The 15764-nt window shown below is 41.5% G+C and carries 10 protein-coding genes; 9 read left to right on the top strand and 1 reads right to left on the bottom strand.

The genetic code is table 11. The annotated features are described in order from the left end of the window. Positions 1-58: 58 nt before the first annotated feature. Positions 59-775 carry a GntR family transcriptional regulator gene (locus tag QM408_RS08200; RefSeq protein WP_031237756.1) on the bottom strand — a complete coding sequence of 239 codons (717 nt, stop codon included), beginning with the start codon at positions 773-775 and terminating at the stop codon, positions 59-61. Between the two features lie 318 nt (positions 776-1093). Here QM408_RS08200 and QM408_RS08195 point away from each other — a divergent pair, with 318 nt between their 5' ends. The 9 genes from QM408_RS08195 to QM408_RS08155 all read left to right on the top strand — a co-directional run bounded on the left by QM408_RS08195 (position 1094) and on the right by QM408_RS08155 (position 15566). Beyond that, positions 1094-2881: a glycoside hydrolase family 35 protein gene (locus QM408_RS08195; RefSeq protein WP_237447416.1), complete on the top strand. Its 1788-nt coding sequence runs from the start codon at positions 1094-1096 to the stop codon at positions 2879-2881. Then, a complete protein-coding gene (locus tag QM408_RS08190; RefSeq protein ID WP_020903315.1) occupies positions 2878-3354 on the top strand; it encodes a PTS sugar transporter subunit IIB in 477 nt (158 codons plus the stop codon). The genes QM408_RS08195 and QM408_RS08190 overlap by 4 nt, the downstream gene beginning before the upstream one ends. Positions 3355-3380: 26 nt before the next feature. Then, entirely contained in the window at positions 3381-4286 is a 906-nt protein-coding gene (locus QM408_RS08185) for a PTS mannose/fructose/sorbose/N-acetylgalactosamine transporter subunit IIC (protein ID WP_049515822.1), read from the top strand. Beyond that, the gene (locus QM408_RS08180; protein ID WP_004257936.1) at positions 4273-5094 is read left to right on the top strand and encodes a PTS system mannose/fructose/sorbose family transporter subunit IID; all 822 of its coding nucleotides are present in this window, start codon (positions 4273-4275) and stop codon (positions 5092-5094) included. Before QM408_RS08185 ends, QM408_RS08180 begins: the two co-directional genes overlap by 14 nt. Positions 5095-5097: 3 nt before the next feature. After that, positions 5098-5502 carry a PTS sugar transporter subunit IIA gene (locus QM408_RS08175; protein WP_261063889.1) on the top strand — a complete coding sequence of 135 codons (405 nt, stop codon included), beginning with the start codon at positions 5098-5100 and terminating at the stop codon, positions 5500-5502. A gap of 210 nt (positions 5503-5712) precedes the next feature. Continuing rightward, the gene (locus tag QM408_RS08170; RefSeq protein WP_414374218.1) at positions 5713-6879 is read left to right on the top strand and encodes an SIS domain-containing protein; all 1167 of its coding nucleotides are present in this window, start codon (positions 5713-5715) and stop codon (positions 6877-6879) included. Positions 6880-7192: 313 nt separating this feature from the next. Next, positions 7193-8230, top strand: coding sequence for an aldose epimerase family protein (locus tag QM408_RS08165; RefSeq protein ID WP_414374216.1), 1038 nt, complete (start codon positions 7193-7195; stop codon positions 8228-8230). Between the two features lie 136 nt (positions 8231-8366). Beyond that, positions 8367-9563: a CAP domain-containing protein gene (locus QM408_RS08160; RefSeq protein ID WP_000724612.1), complete on the top strand. Its 1197-nt coding sequence runs from the start codon at positions 8367-8369 to the stop codon at positions 9561-9563. A 312-nt stretch (positions 9564-9875) separates the two neighbouring features. Further along, positions 9876-15566 carry a ZmpA/ZmpB/ZmpC family metallo-endopeptidase gene (locus QM408_RS08155; protein ID WP_414374214.1) on the top strand — a complete coding sequence of 1897 codons (5691 nt, stop codon included), beginning with the start codon at positions 9876-9878 and terminating at the stop codon, positions 15564-15566. Positions 15567-15764: the final 198 nt, after the last annotated feature.

Below are 15764 nucleotides of genomic sequence, written 5' to 3'. Positions count from 1 at the left end.
CTTTTTGGTATGGTATAATAAACATAGAAAAAGCCCAAGCAAGGCTTAGGCTTTCTTCTTAGTGATCACGGTCACATGAAATGAATTTGATTTTGTAGTAATCTGCGCGTTTATATGTTTCGCTGTATGCGAGAACTTGACCAGTAGACTCTAGTTTAGTAGTCTTGGTTTGTAAAACGGTTGGGAATTGTTCATCGACCCCGAGGACCGAAGCCGCATGTTCTGGAGTTGGAAATGCTATTTCATTGATTTCTTCAAAATGTTCATCATTCATGTGAATGTGGTAATCCAATTTGAAACGGTTATAGATAGAGCTATAATATTCAAGATTTGGATAATTTGCGTTGATGTATTGTTCTGGAATGTAAGATGTATGGTAGATGTACACAACACCACCTGTTTCGCGTACGCGTTCAATCTTGTAGTAGAACTGATCTCCGCGTAGTCCAAGTTTTTCTAAGTAGCTTAGTTTGTTTCCACGCTCAATAGAAAGGACGGTAACTTTATCATCTTTAGTTTCAAAAACTTCTACATCTGAAAACTCTACGAGTTTGTGTTTGCGTGCGCGTGAAACGAATGTACCCTTTCCTTGTTGACGGACAATATAGCCATCCTTGGCAAGGTCGTTTAAAGCGCGAACAACTGTGATAGAACTAACATCATACATTGCAATCAATTCAGCTTCAGTGTAGAATTTATCTCCACTGGCAAATTGACCAGAAATGATTTTGTTCTTTAATTCATCTTTAATATATTGATACTTTGGAATTGCCATATTTTCACCTCGATTTTCCTTCTCCGTTAAAGATTTTACCATAAAACTGGAAAGAATAGTAGCCTTTTGAATAAAAAAATTAGAATAATAGGCTATAAGGTTAATTTACATAGGAATAAATAGAAAAACCTACATTTTTATACATGGTGCTAAAATGTTGTTATGACTATAGATTACAAGATTTTTATAAGTTTTTTGTGTAAAATTTAGTGAAAAATGAAAAAAATTGTGAAAACCTATTGACAAATGTAAGATATTGAGATATATTTACTATATCAACAAATGAAAGCGTAAACTTTATTGTCAGAAGGTAAGAATATGACACGATTTGAGATACGGGATGATTTTTATCTCGATGGAAAATCATTTAAGATTTTATCTGGCGCCATTCATTATTTTAGGGTTCCTCCAGAAGATTGGTATCATTCGCTCTATAACTTGAAGGCTCTTGGTTTTAATACAGTAGAGACTTATGTGGCCTGGAATTTACACGAGCCTCGTGAGGGTGAGTTTCACTTTGAAGGAGCTCTGGATTTGGAGCGATTTCTTCAGACAGCACAAGATTTGGGTCTCTACGCTATCGTTCGTCCCTCTCCCTTCATCTGTGCAGAGTGGGAATTCGGTGGTTTACCAGCCTGGCTCTTAACAAAGAATATGAGGCTTCGTTCCTCAGATCCAGCCTATATTGAAGCTGTCGGTCGCTACTATGACCAGCTCTTGTCACGGTTGGTTCCACATTTGTTGGACAAGGGTGGCAATATCCTCATGATGCAGGTTGAAAATGAGTATGGTTCTTATGGAGAAGATAAGGCTTATCTGAGAGCCATTCGACAGTTGATGGAAGAGCGTGGCGTAACCTGTCCTCTTTTTACATCAGATGGTCCATGGAGAGCTACTTTGAAAGCTGGAACCTTAATAGAAGATGACCTCTTTGTAACAGGGAACTTTGGTTCTAAGGCTCCGTACAACTTTTCACAGATGCAGGAATTCTTTGATGAGCATGGCAAGAAATGGCCGCTCATGTGTATGGAGTTCTGGGATGGTTGGTTCAATCGTTGGAAAGAACCGATTATCACACGTGATCCGAAAGAATTGGCAGATGCAGTTCGAGAGGTTTTGGAGCAAGGCTCTATCAATCTTTACATGTTCCACGGTGGTACAAACTTTGGTTTCATGAATGGTTGCTCGGCTCGAGGGACTTTGGACCTGCCACAAGTTACATCTTATGATTACGATGCCCTTCTGGATGAAGAAGGAAATCCAACTGCCAAATATCTGGCGGTCAAGAAGATGATGGCAACACATTTTCCAGAGTATCCGCAGTTGGAACCACTCTACAAAGAGAGTATGGAGTTGGATGCTATTCCACTAGTTGAAAAAGTTTCCTTGTTTGAAACCTTGGATAGCTTGTCTAGTCCTGTAGAAAGCCTTTATCCTAAAAAGATGGAGGAGCTGGGACAAAGTTATGGCTACCTACTCTATCGAACAGAAACAAACTGGGATGCAGAAGAAGAAAGACTTCGCATCATTGATGGTCGAGATAGGGCTCAGCTTTATATCGATGGTCAGTGGGTCGAAACCCAATATCAGACAGAGATTGGGGAAGATATTTTTTATCAAGGTGAAAAGAAAGCGCTGTCTCGATTAGATATCTTGGTAGAAAATATGGGGCGTGTCAACTATGGACACAAGTTCTTAGCGGATACGCAACGTAAGGGAATTCGGACAGGGGTTTGTAAGGATTTGCACTTCTTACTAAACTGGAAACACTATCCACTCCCACTAGACAATCCTGAGAAAATTGATTTTTCAAAAGGATGGACAGAAGGACAACCAGCCTTTTACGCTTATGATTTTACAATCGAAGCGCCAAAAGATACTTACCTAGACTTGTCTGAGTTTGGTAAGGGAGTTGCCTTTGTCAATGGGCAGAACCTAGGACGTTTTTGGAACGTTGGCCCAACCCTCTCGCTTTATATCCCTCATAGCTATCTCAAGGAAGGTGCCAACCGCATTATTATCTTTGAAACAGAAGGTGAATATAAAGAAGAGATTCATTTAACTCGAAAACCTACACTAAAACATATAAAGGGGGAAAACTTATGACAATTGTAGGATGCCGTATCGATGGACGTTTGATCCACGGACAAGTAGCCAATCTTTGGGCTGGAAAACTAAATGTTTCACGTATTATGGTTGTAGATGACGAAGTTGTCAACAATGACGTTGAAAAGAGTGGTTTGAAACTTGCGACACCACCAGGTGTAAAATTGAGTATTTTGCCAATTGAAAAAGCGGCAGCCAATATTCTTGCTGGTAAATATGATAGCCAACGTCTCTTTATCGTGGCTCGTAAACCAGACCGCTTCCTTGGTTTGGTCGAAGCAGGTGTACCAATTGAAACCCTTAATGTTGGGAATATGTCTCAAACACCAGAAACTCGTGCCATTACACGTTCTATCAACGTAGTGGACAAGGATGTGGAAGATTTCCACAAATTGGCAGAAAAAGGTGTTAAACTGACTGCTCAAATGGTTCCAAATGATCCAATTTCAGACTTTTTGAGCTTATTAAAATAGGAAAAAATTTTTAGGAGGTCATTGTTATGATACAATGGTGGCAAATTCTACTTCTCACTTTGTACTCAGCTTATCAAATCTGTGATGAGTTGACGATCGTTTCATCTGCAGGTTCCCCTGTATTTGCTGGTTTCATTACTGGTTTAATCATGGGAGATGTGACTACTGGTCTGCTTATCGGTGGTAACTTGCAGCTATTCGTTCTTGGGGTTGGTACCTTCGGTGGTGCTTCTCGTATCGACGCAACTTCTGGTGCGGTTCTTGCAACAGCATTCTCAATCTCTCAAGGTATTGATACAGACCTTGCGATTACAACAATCGCTGTGCCAGTAGCAGCTCTCTTGACTTACTTCGACGTTCTTGGACGTATGACAACTACTTTCTTTGCACACCGTATTGATGCTGCAATCGAACGCTATGACTACAAAGGAATCGAACGCAACTACTTGCTTGGTGCGATTCCATGGGCTCTATCTCGTGCCCTTCCAGTCTTCTTCGCCCTTGCTTTCGGTGGAGAATTCGTACAAGGTGTTGTAAACCTTGTTAAAGAATACCAATGGGTTGCAGACGGTTTGACTCTTGCAGGTCGTATGCTTCCAGGTCTTGGATTCGCTATCTTGCTTCGTTACCTTCCAGTTAAACGTAACCTTCACTACCTTGCTATGGGATTTGGTTTGACAGCTATGTTGACTGTTCTTTACTCAAACGTACAAAGTCTTGGTGGAGCAGTTGCTGGTATCATTAGCACTCTTCCTGCTGAAGTTGCTGAAAAAATTGGCTTTGTTAACAACTTCAAAGGATTGTCTATGATCGGTATCTCTATCGTGGGTATCTTCCTTGCAGTTGTTCACTTCAAGAACAGCCAAAAAGTTGCTGTAGCAGCACCTTCTACACCATCAGAAAGTGGGGAAATTGAAGATGACGAATTCTAATTACAAATTAACAAAAGAAGATTTTAATCAAATTAACAAACGTAGCTTGTTCACTTTCCAATTGGGATGGAACTACGAACGTATGCAAGCATCAGGTTACCTATACATGATCTTGCCACAATTGCGTAAAATGTATGGAGATGGAACTCCTGAGTTGAAAGAAATGATGAAAGTTCATACTCAATTCTTCAACACTTCACCATTCTTCCACACAATCATCGCTGGTTTTGACCTTGCCATGGAAGAAAAAGATGGCGTTGTCTCTAAAGATGCGGTTAACGGTATCAAGACAGGTTTGATGGGACCATTCGCTCCTCTTGGAGATACTATCTTTGGTTCACTTGTACCTGCTATCATGGGATCTATCGCTGCAACAATGGCTATCGCTGGTCAACCTTGGGGTATCTTCCTTTGGATTGCAGTTGCAGTAGCTTATGACATCTTCCGTTGGAAACAGTTGGAATTTGCCTACAAAGAAGGGGTTAACCTTATCAACAACATGCAAAGTACATTGACAGCTTTGATTGAAGCTGCATCTGTACTTGGTGTCTTCATGATGGGTGCTCTTGTAGCAACAATGATCAACTTTGAAATTTCTTACAAGTTGCCAATCGGTGAAAAGATGATTGATTTCCAAGACATCTTGAACCAAATCTTCCCACGTTTGCTTCCAGCAATCTTTACTGCCTTTATCTTCTGGTTGCTTGGTAAGAAAGGTATGACTTCTACTAAAGCTATCGGTATCATTATCGTGCTTGCCTTGGCTCTTTCTGCCTTTGGTAAATTTGCACTTGGAATGGGCGCATAATTTATGACGAAATCATTAATTTTAGTGAGCCACGGTCGTTTCTGTGAAGAACTTAAAGGTAGCACTGAAATGATCATGGGTCCACAAGACAATATTCATGCAGTGGCTCTTCTTCCAGAAGATGGTCCAGAAGAATTTACTGCGAAATTTGAAGCTGCTATTGAAGGATTGGATGATTTCCTAGTCTTTGCGGATCTTCTCGGTGGAACACCATGTAACGTGGTCAGTCGTTTGATCATGGAAGGTCGTGACATCGAACTTTATGCAGGAATGAATCTTCCAATGGTGATTGAATTTATCAATGCGAGCCTTACAGGTGCAGATGCGGACTATAAGAACCGTGCTGCAGAAAGCATTGTGAAAGTTAATGACCTGTTAGCTGGCTTCGATGATGACGAAGATGAATAAGATGTGACAACGTGAAAATCAGAGGGAAAATAGGCGATAGGAGGATGGAGCGATTCTCCGACGATAATCGATCTTTTTCCCAAAGATTTTAGTTGGAACTCGATTCAATAAGATGTGATAACGTGAAAATCGTTAGAGCATTTTATATAGAATATACATGGGAATGGGGCTTACTCCCATTCCCATATTTAATAGAAAAAGAGGAACTCAATGCTACATTATACAAAAGAAGACTTGCTCGAATTGGGTGCAGAAATCACTACACGTGAAATCTACCAACAGCCTGATGTATGGAAAGAAGCTTTTGAATCTTATCAAGCAAAAGGTGAAGAAATTGCAGCTTTCCTACAAGGAATTGCTGATAAACATAACTATATCAAGGTTATCTTGACAGGTGCGGGGACTTCTGCTTATGTAGGAGATACCTTGGTACCTTACTTTAAGGAAGTCTATGACGAACGCAAATGGAATTTCAATGCTATTGCGACAACAGATATCGTTGCCAATCCAGAAACTTATTTGAAAAAAGATGTGGCAACTGTCCTTGTATCCTTTGCTCGTAGTGGGAACTCGCCTGAAAGTGTGGCGACTGTTGATTTGGCCAAGGCCTTGGTAGATGAGCTTTACCAAGTGACGATTACTTGTGCAGCAGATGGTAAATTGGCTCTTCAAGCTCATGGAGATGACCGCAATCTCTTGCTCTTGCAACCAGCTGCCTCTAATGATGCTGGCTTTGCCATGACTTCTAGCTTTACGTCTATGATGTTGACAGCTCTCTTGGTCTTTGATCCTACAGAATTTGCTGTTAAAGCTGAACGTTTTGAAGTTGTATCTAGTCTTGCCCGTAAAGTTCTAGACAATGCAGAAGATGTCAAAGAGTTGGTTGACCTAGACTTTAACCGTGTCATCTATCTAGGCGCTGGTCCTTTCTTTGGGCTTGCTCATGAAGCTCAGCTCAAGATTTTGGAATTGACAGCTGGCCAAGTGGCGACCATGTATGAAAGTCCAGTCGGCTTCCGTCACGGTCCAAAATCTCTTATCAACGAAAATACAGTTGTTTTGGTCTTTGGTACAACAACAGACTACACTCGCAAGTACGACTTGGACTTGGTTCGTGAAGTTGCTGGTGACCAGATTGCTCGTCGTGTTGTGCTTTTGAGTGATCAAGCCTTTGGTCTTGAAAATGTCAAAGAAGTGGCCCTTGGTTGTGGCGGTGTCTTGAACGATATTTACCGTGTCTTCCCTTACATCGTTTATGCCCAACTCTTTGCCCTATTGACTTCACTCAAGGTAGAAAATAAACCAGATACACCGTCTCCTACAGGTACAGTAAACCGTGTGGTACAGGGTGTTATCATCCACGAATATCAAAAGTAATACTCTTCGAAAATCTCTTTAAACCATGCTAGTGTCGCCTTGCCGTAGATATATGATACTGACTCTGTCAGTTCTATCCACAACCTCAAAACAGTGTTTTGAGCTGACTTCGTCAGTTCTATCCACAACCTCAAAGCGGTACTTTGAGCAACCTGTGGCTAGCTTCCTAGTTTGCTCTTTGATTTTCATTGAGTATAAGACAGTGTTTATGAATTCTTGACAAGAGGATTTGTATATCATCAGGCAAACCATAGATTGTCAAGGCGCTTTCTATGGTTTGTTTGCTTGAGAGAAATAGTAAAAGGAGAACAGAATGAAAGCATACACAGAGCGTGTGTTTGGAAATGTTAAGGGACAAGATATTTTGGCCTATCGATTTGAAACTGACAGTGGCTACCAACTTGAGGTTATGACTTATGGTGCGACTATCTTGCGCTATGTCACACCTGACAAGGCTGGAAATTTTGCCAACGTTATATTGGCGTTTGATGACTTTGATAGCTATGTAGGCAATAGTCCCAAGCATGGAGCGAGCGTAGGTCCTGTGGCGGGACGTATTGCAGGTGCGACCTTTGAGCTTAATGGCAAGACCTATGACCTTGAAGTCAACAATGCTAGCAACTGTAACCATAGTGGTTCAACTGGTTGGGATTCCAGCTTGTTTGAATTGGTCGAGGTGAGCGACCATGGCTTGACTCTCTACACAGAGCGTACAGATGGGACAGGAGGGTTCCCTGGAAATCTCAAGATTTGGATCAGTTACCACTTAGAAGAAACTGGTGCCTATGAAATCAGCTACAAGGTGACAACCGATCAAGATACGCTGGTCAATCCAACCAACCACAGCTATTTCAACTTGTCTGGTGATTTCACGCAGACGATTGACCGCCATGTCTTCCAACTAAATACAGAGGGCATTTACCCAATCGCTCCCGACGGTGTTCCTGCCAAAACTCCAGATGCCAATCGTGATGTGGTTAAACACATCTACAATGGTGCCTTGTTGAAGGATATCTTTGCAGAGGAAGATGAGCAAATCCAGCTGGTATCTGGTTTGGATCATCCATTCGCTCTTCCTGCAGGTCATGACAATGCTGGATTCCTTTATGACCAAAACTCAGGTCGCTTCCTGCTTTTCAAGACAGAAGCTCCTTGCTTTGTAGTTTACACAGCAAACTTTGTGGATGAGAGTGTCATCATAGGAGGTCAGCCAATGGTACAGCACAATGGGATTGCCCTTGAAGCGCAAGCTTTACCAGATGCCATTCACAGTGACCTCAAAGACCAAGTCATTCTCAAAGCAGGTCAAACCTTTACAAGCAAGACACGTTATGAGCTTGTTGTGAAATAAAAGGATAGGAATTTCTACTTTTTTGGGAATAGTATTTACCTTATAACATTAGTAGAAATGGGCAAAGAATAGGAAAATATGATATAATTTAATATTGAAAATACCTGTCCTATCTAAAGGATAAAAGGAGAAAAAAATGAAGAAAATTGTATTTGCTAGCGCCTTGGCTTTGACTTTAGCTGGAGCAGTTTTGACAAATGATGTTTTTGCCAATGACAGACTTGTGGCAACACAATCTGCAGATGGTAGAAATGAAAATGTCTTGAGTTCAGAAGTGCTTAACCCTGCTAGTGGCAATGTTTTGGTTGGATTAAAGGGAGAATTTTTGACTCCAGACCAACAAGCTATCTTAGATGCCATCAATGCTATCCGTAAAGAGGCAGCTGACGAAGGCTTGGTAGATAAGTATGTTCCTATCAAATGGTCGACTGACCTAGAAAAGGCAGCTTTTGCCAGAGCTGCAGAAGCTTCTGTAACCATGGACCATACTCGTCTTTCTGGTAAAGAAATCTGGAGCGCCTTCCCATCAGGAAACAGTGTACTAGGAGAAAACTTGGGTTGGAACCATGATGGTTTTCTAAAAGCTCTTGAACAATGGCGTGCTGAAAAAGCAGACTACGTGAAGAAAAAATCAGGTGATTCAGCAAAAGGTGGCTCTGGTCATTATGAAACTTTGATTAGCCCTAAATTTACACATATGGGGATTGCTGCCTTTAAGAATCCAAACAACCCATATAATGCCGTAACGATTGCTCAGGCTTTTGGTGATGCTGCTACTTCAGAAGAATTGGTAGGCAGTTACGGTCCGGCTATCCAGTATGCAGAAGTGACTTCATCTAACTTGTCAACAGTTAAAAATAAAGCAGTCGTAGTTGAAAAAGCGCTGAAAGAATTTAGAACTTCTAGTTCAGACCAATCTGGTTGGGTGAAAACAGATGGAAAATGGTATTTCTATGAGTCTGGTGATCTGAAGACAGGCTGGGTGAAAACAGGTGGTAAATGGTACTACTTGGATGACCTAGGTGTCATGCAGACAGGATTTGTAAAAGTAGATGGTAGCTGGTATTACTTGAGTAGCTCAGGTGCTATGTTTACAGGCTGGGGTACAGACGGAAATAGATGGTTCTACTTTGATGGCTCAGGAGCTATGAAGACAGGCTGGCTCAAAGAAAATGGAATCTGGTACTACCTTGATGCGTCTGGTATCATGAAGACAGGTTGGTTTAAAGTTGGCCAATACTGGTATTATGCATATGGCTCTGGAGCTTTGGCAGTCAGCACAACAACACCAGACGGTTATAAAGTAAATGGCAACGGTGAATGGGTAAACTAGAAACTAAAGAGTTGCTTTCATAACTTTAGATAATCTATATTTGTTACTATAATTTTAAAGATGGAGAGAAGAAATAGTGCTTCTCTTCATTTTTTGTTGACAGTTTATTTCTGAAAAATCGTAAAGTAAGTGTGGTGGGAAGTTCGTCTTAGCTTTTTCAAATCAGTTAATTACTTAGTTACTTGATTTTTCCCATCCGTTCAATTGTATATCTATCCCTAGAATCTTTTTTGAAATTGATGTATAATGGAAAGAGTTGTATATTTTACAATAAATTAACATACTAATTTAAAAATGTAAAAAGAGGGGAATATGAATTTCAAAACTAGTGGAGAAGAAAGACAGAATTTCTCATTAAGAAAATTGGCAGTTGGTCTTGTATCTGTGGCAGTTGCGTGTTTCTTTTTGATGGGAACTGGCCTACAGACTGTATCTGCCCAAGAATCTCATACCGTTAATTATACTTATGTTTTAGAGTCGGATTTAACTGACGAAGAGAAGGGTCTCTTGGTTACATCCCTACCACAAGTAGCGGAAGAAACAGACGCTACCTACTATCTGGTTTATCGAGCAAATCAAGTATTGCCCAATACGGGTACTAGCTCTCCATTGGGGACTGTTGCCTTGGTGGCAGGTCTTAGTTTATTGGTTGTAGTAGTTCTTAAGGGACCTGATGGCAAGAGCAAGATTAGTCGATTCTTGTTAGTAACAGCTCTAGGCAGTCAGTTGCTGTCTCCAACTGTCCTTGCTTTGACGAGCGAGACACTAGCTGCTTATAACACCCAATTATCGGTCCAGGCAGGAGATGCCTTGCCAGCTCCGGTTGATATTCCTGGTTACACTTATCTAGGATTTGTAGAAAACAAACCAGCTCTTTCTGTACCGACAACTAGCAAACCAGCAGAATCTACTGGAAATCAAGAGATTAAATTAGAAAACAGTCAATCTAAGGAAGTGGTTACTACTCATTCAGCAGATTCGACTATGGGAACTGAATTTGTCAAGCAATCAAATGACAGCAAGTCTAACTTAGAAAATGAAGATAGCTCAGTAGTAATGACTGTGTATCCTAAAAATGAGGATACTAGTCAGCAAACGAAAGTTCCTCAGAGTCAGGAGAGTAAGGATAGCCATGCTGTAAAAGGTGAGGAGTCAGACCAAAAACAAGAACAGGCTACAGCTCCTGCAACAAATTCAAGCCAAACTGATGGGAATCAAGAACAGTCAAAACCAGTACTGCCAGCTCCGCAAAGCCCAGTGGTAGAGAATCAACAAGGAGGAACATCTTCTCCTGTAGAGCCTCAACCACAAGAAAATAATGAAACTGTAGTGCAAACAAAAGGGACACAAGAGTCAGGTCATGAGGGCGAGTCCCTGGTTCAACCAGTGCTACCAGCCTATACGGATCCGATCAGCACTCAAGGGACCCAAGAATCAGGTCATGAGGGCGAGGCTCTAGTTCAACCAGTGCCACCAGCCTATACAGACCCAATCAGCACTCAAGGCACCCAAGAACCAGATCATGAGGGTGAAGCCCTGGTTCAACCAGAACTACCAGTCTACACAGCTCCTCAGGATGAAGTTGTTGAACCAACAGTGCCAGAGTCTACAGAAGTTGTTAGCAGTAAGGGTACCCAGGAAATAGGCCACGAAGGTGAGGCTGCTGTAGCAGAGGCCCTCCCTGAACTGCCTTTGACAAGTAATCATCGTACAGTAACAGAAACCATTCCTCATGAAACTGAAGAAATCGAAGATGCGACCATCTTAAAAAATCGCAGAGAAATTGCTCAGGAAGGAAAAGACGGTTTACGGACAATCGAGTATGAAGATTATCTCGTAGATGGTAAGGTGGAAGCGAGCAGGGAAATCTCACGTACAGAAGTAGAGCCAACCAAAGAGATTGTCAAGGTTGGTAGTCTTGTTAAAACCAAACCAACAGTTGAAATCACTAATCTGGTGAAAGAGGAGAGCAAAAAATCAGTAGCAGTCAACTATCACTTAGATGATCCGACGTCTGCCTTTATTAAGGCCAAGGCCCAAATTTACCAAAATGGAACATTGGTCAAAGAGGTGAACTTGAAAGATCCATCAGCCCAACAAACGATTGATGGATTGGACTACTATACGTCATACAATCTTAAGACTTACCTGACCTATAATCTAGGACAATCTGATCAGGAAAGTACAGAAGTATCAACGAAAGATTTTCAGTTAGACTATAAAAAAATTGAAATCAAAGATGTGGATGAAGTGGGGCTCTATGGTAAGGCAGATGGTCACTACCGTCGTTATCTGAACTTATCAGAAGTACCAAGTGATTTATCACCTTATTTTGTCAAAGTCAAATCAGACAAGATGAAGGAAATGCTGCTACCAGTTAGCTCTATTAAGGAAACAGATGATGGGAAATACAAGGTAACCGTTGCCTTCAATGAACTGGTTCAAGAGGAAGGTTCAACATATAAGGATAACTATAGTTTCACAATTGATAAGCAAAAGCTTGCCAAGGACGGTGTCTATACTTCCTTTAAGAAACTGATTGCTGCCATGCAAGGCGATCTCGCTGGAACCTTTAAACTTGGAGCTGATATGACAGCTGATGAGGTGTCCTTAGCTAAGGGACAAACTAGCTATGTGACAGGAACTTTCACTGGTAATCTTATCGGTGCGAGTGATGGGCAGCCATTTGCGATTTATGACCTTAAGACAACCTTGTTTGATAACTTGACTAAGGCTACTGTGAAAGATATTGACCTTAAAGCGGTAGCGATTAAGAGTCAAGAAGACACAGCTAGCCTAGCAAAAGTGGCTACTAACAGCCAGATCAGTAATGTAGCTGTAGAAGGTCAATTGACAGGTAGCAAGTCAGTTGCAGGTTTGGTAGCGAAGGCTCAGGATACAGAAATAACCAATAGTTCCTTTACAGGTAGCATTCAGGCCAAGCATGTGGATGCCTCTCCTTACTATGTGGGAGGTATAGCAGGGCACTTATCTGGTAATAAGGCTAAGATTGATAAGGTAGCTGTTGATGCAAATATTTCTAGCAATGCCCGCAACAATGACCAATTTGCGGGAGGTATTGTAGGGAAAGTTCAAAGTGGTGCTTTGGTGTCTCATGCGCTAGCAAGTGGGACTATCCTCAATACGACAACCTATCCACGCGTCGGAGGTATAGCTGGTTCTACATGGCAAAATGGCCGTATCCATCATGTTGTTAGCACGGTCAATACTGGAGACGGCTATGCCATCACAGGAGACCAATATAAGGGAGCGGACATCAAAGATGCCAGCACTGCCGAGAACAAGAAGGCCGATCTCTATGCGACCCCAATCACCCAAGACCAGGCCAGAGAAAAGGTCCAGTCTTATGGGATGACAGTGACACTAAACGATACAGGTCAAACACTCAAGGCCAATCAGCACAGTGTGGACTATACTCAGTTAAGCCAAGGCCAAGCTAGTCGAAAAGTTGCTTATCACAATATCGAGAAATTGATGCCTTTCTATAATAAAGAGCTAGTGGTTCACTATGGAAATCAAGTTGATCCTACTGATAAGCTTTATACTACAGAACTGTTGGATGTCGTACCAATGAAGGACAATGACATCATCACAGATATTCAGGCCAATAAAGCAGCAATCAATAAACTGATGTTGCATTTTGCTGACAATACAATCAGTTATCTGGACGTCACTTACAAAGACGACTTCAAAAATACACAAATTGCAGAGTACAGCGTAGCAGGTAAAAACTTTATCTTTACGCCAGAGGCCTTTCTATCTGATTATACGAAAGTGACCAATCAAGTCCTAGCAGATTTGCAAGGGGTCGAATATGACTCAGCAGCCATGAGAAGAGTTCTGGGCATTGAGGCAGATGCTCCACTTGATCCGCTGTATTTGGACAAAGAATTTGAAAAAGTCAAGGCTAATATCGGCGAACATCTCCGTAAAGTGCTAACCATGGACAAGTCTATCAATACGATGGGAGATAGTGTAGCGACCTACATCAGTGAGAAAATCAAGAACAACAAGGAAGCTTTCTTGCTTGGTTTGACCTACCTCAATCGCTGGTACAATATCAACTATGATCACATCAATACCAAGGACCTCAATACCTATAAGTTTGACTTTGATGGCAATAGCACAGCTTCAACCTTGGATACTATCATTGCCCTAGGTCAGAGCGGTATGGAAAATCTCAAGGCATCAAATAATCCAATTGCCTATGAAACAACCCTGGCTGCTGCAAAAGGTCGCAAGACAGTGACTGATTTACTAGAGTCTTACAGAAAACTCTTCCTACCAACTAAAACCAATAATGAATGGTTGAAGACAAATACCAAGGCCTATATCGTAGAGAGTAAATCAGCGATTCCAGAAGTGCGTGCCAAACAAGAGTCAGCAACACCAGATAGTAACTATACGCTGGGAGTCTATGACCGTATTACGGCACCAAGTTGGAAATTAAAAAATATGCTCCTACCGCTATTGACATTGCCAGAAGAGGATGTTTATGTGATTTCAAACCTTTCTACCTTGGCCTTTGGTGGCTACGAACGCTACCGTGATCGTGTCAATAATATAGTCTTATCAGGAGAAGAATTGCGTCAGTATGTCCGTGGCAAGGTCGACCAGTCGGCTGAATGGCAACGAGACCACTATGATATCTGGTATCATCTCCTTTCACCAGAATACAAAGAGAAACTCTTCCGCTCAGTCATGGTTTCAGATGGCTTTGGTATGAAAGATAGCAATAGTAATTATTACTGGGCTACCCTGTCTGATAAGGCCATTGATTCTATCTACAACTTCTTTGGACCAACTGGTAAGTGGTATGGGGAAAGTAAAGGAGCCGGGGCCTATGCCAACGGTTCTGAGGTCCACTATGTCAGCGACCGCTTATTGGATAAATATGGAACATCTGTCTATACCCATGAAATGGTTCATAATTCTGATGGACATATTTACTTTGAAGGTAAAGGTCGTCGTGAAGGATTGGGAGCAGAGTTGTATGCCCTAGGATTGTTACAATCTGCTGATAGTCTAGATAAGGATGCTATTGTCTTGAATACTCTCTATAAAGGGGATAAGGATTCACCAACTCGCTTGCATACTTATGACCCGGCAAGCCGCTTCACATCAGCCGCAGCCTTGCAAGAGTATGTGCACGGTATGTACGATGTCTTGTATACCTTGGACGCTATGGAAGCCAATGCCATTTTAACTAAGTCTAACGATGTCAAGAAAAAATGGTTTAGAAAAATAGAGAATTTCTATATTGAGGACAAGTATCATAAACAAACGCATGCAGGAAACTCTGTTCGCCCATTGACAGATGCTGAAATAAGTAAGCTAACTAGTCTGGATGCCTTGATTGATAATGACATCATCAACCGTCGGGCTTACCGTGATAAGAGTGACTATACTCGTAATGGCTATCATCTTATCAGCATGTTCTCACCGATTTATGCTGCCCTCAGCAATCCAAAGGGTGCACCTGGTGACATCATGTTTAGAAAAACAGCCTATGAATTGTTGGCAGAAAAAGGATACCAAGATGGATTCTTACCATATGTATCCAACCAATACGCAGAAGAAGCTAAACGAAACGGGGACATTACCTATTCAGATTGGCACGGAAAAGATGTGGGAGTCATCACTGATAGTTTCGTCTTGAAAAATGTCTTTGCCAACCAATATGGTTCATGGGCTGATTTCAAGAAGGATATGTTTAATAAACGTATTCGCAAGCAAGACCAGTTGAAACCAATCACCATTCAGTATGAACTTGGTGTACCAAACAGCAGCAAGGAGATTACAATTCGTTCAGCTGCTCAAATGCAAGAACTCATCGATCAAGCAGTGGCGAAAGATGTGGCTAACATTGACCGTACGACAAGCCATGCTCCTGCAAGTTGGGTACACTTGTTAAAACAAAAAATCTACAATGCCTACCTGCGTAGCACAGATGATTTCAGAGAATCGATTTATAAATCATAAGAAAACTCCCTCAAGCTATCCTGTCTAAGTCAGTCTATCTTGCAGATGGTCAGTCTTTGTGATAGAATAGCATGGCTCTTTGTCAACTGTAGTGGGTTGAAGAAAAGCTAAGATCGAGAAAGGACACATTTCGTCCTTTCTTTTTTGATATTGAGAGCGATAAAAATCCGTTTTTTGAAGTTTTCAAAGTTCCGAAAA

It is taken from the genome of Streptococcus mitis (genome assembly GCF_047464965.1).
Taxonomy (GTDB): Bacteria; Bacillota; Bacilli; order Lactobacillales; family Streptococcaceae; genus Streptococcus; species Streptococcus mitis_DU.
This window is presented reverse-complemented; position numbering and strand designations above follow the sequence as displayed.

What these genes read in the sequence shown, in the direction of transcription:
- QM408_RS08200 (WP_031237756.1), bottom strand. Translation starts at nt 775, where the DNA reads ATGGCAATTCCAAAGTATCAATATATTAAAGATGAATTAAAGAACAAA.
- QM408_RS08195 (WP_237447416.1), top strand. Translation starts at nt 1,094, where the DNA reads ATGACACGATTTGAGATACGGGATGATTTTTATCTCGATGGAAAATCA.
- QM408_RS08190 (WP_020903315.1), top strand. Translation starts at nt 2,878, where the DNA reads ATGACAATTGTAGGATGCCGTATCGATGGACGTTTGATCCACGGACAA.
- QM408_RS08185 (WP_049515822.1), top strand. Translation starts at nt 3,381, where the DNA reads ATGATACAATGGTGGCAAATTCTACTTCTCACTTTGTACTCAGCTTAT.
- QM408_RS08180 (WP_004257936.1), top strand. Translation starts at nt 4,273, where the DNA reads ATGACGAATTCTAATTACAAATTAACAAAAGAAGATTTTAATCAAATT.
- QM408_RS08175 (WP_261063889.1), top strand. Translation starts at nt 5,098, where the DNA reads ATGACGAAATCATTAATTTTAGTGAGCCACGGTCGTTTCTGTGAAGAA.
- QM408_RS08170 (WP_414374218.1), top strand. Translation starts at nt 5,713, where the DNA reads ATGCTACATTATACAAAAGAAGACTTGCTCGAATTGGGTGCAGAAATC.
- QM408_RS08165 (WP_414374216.1), top strand. Translation starts at nt 7,193, where the DNA reads ATGAAAGCATACACAGAGCGTGTGTTTGGAAATGTTAAGGGACAAGAT.
- QM408_RS08160 (WP_000724612.1), top strand. Translation starts at nt 8,367, where the DNA reads ATGAAGAAAATTGTATTTGCTAGCGCCTTGGCTTTGACTTTAGCTGGA.
- QM408_RS08155 (WP_414374214.1), top strand. Translation starts at nt 9,876, where the DNA reads ATGAATTTCAAAACTAGTGGAGAAGAAAGACAGAATTTCTCATTAAGA.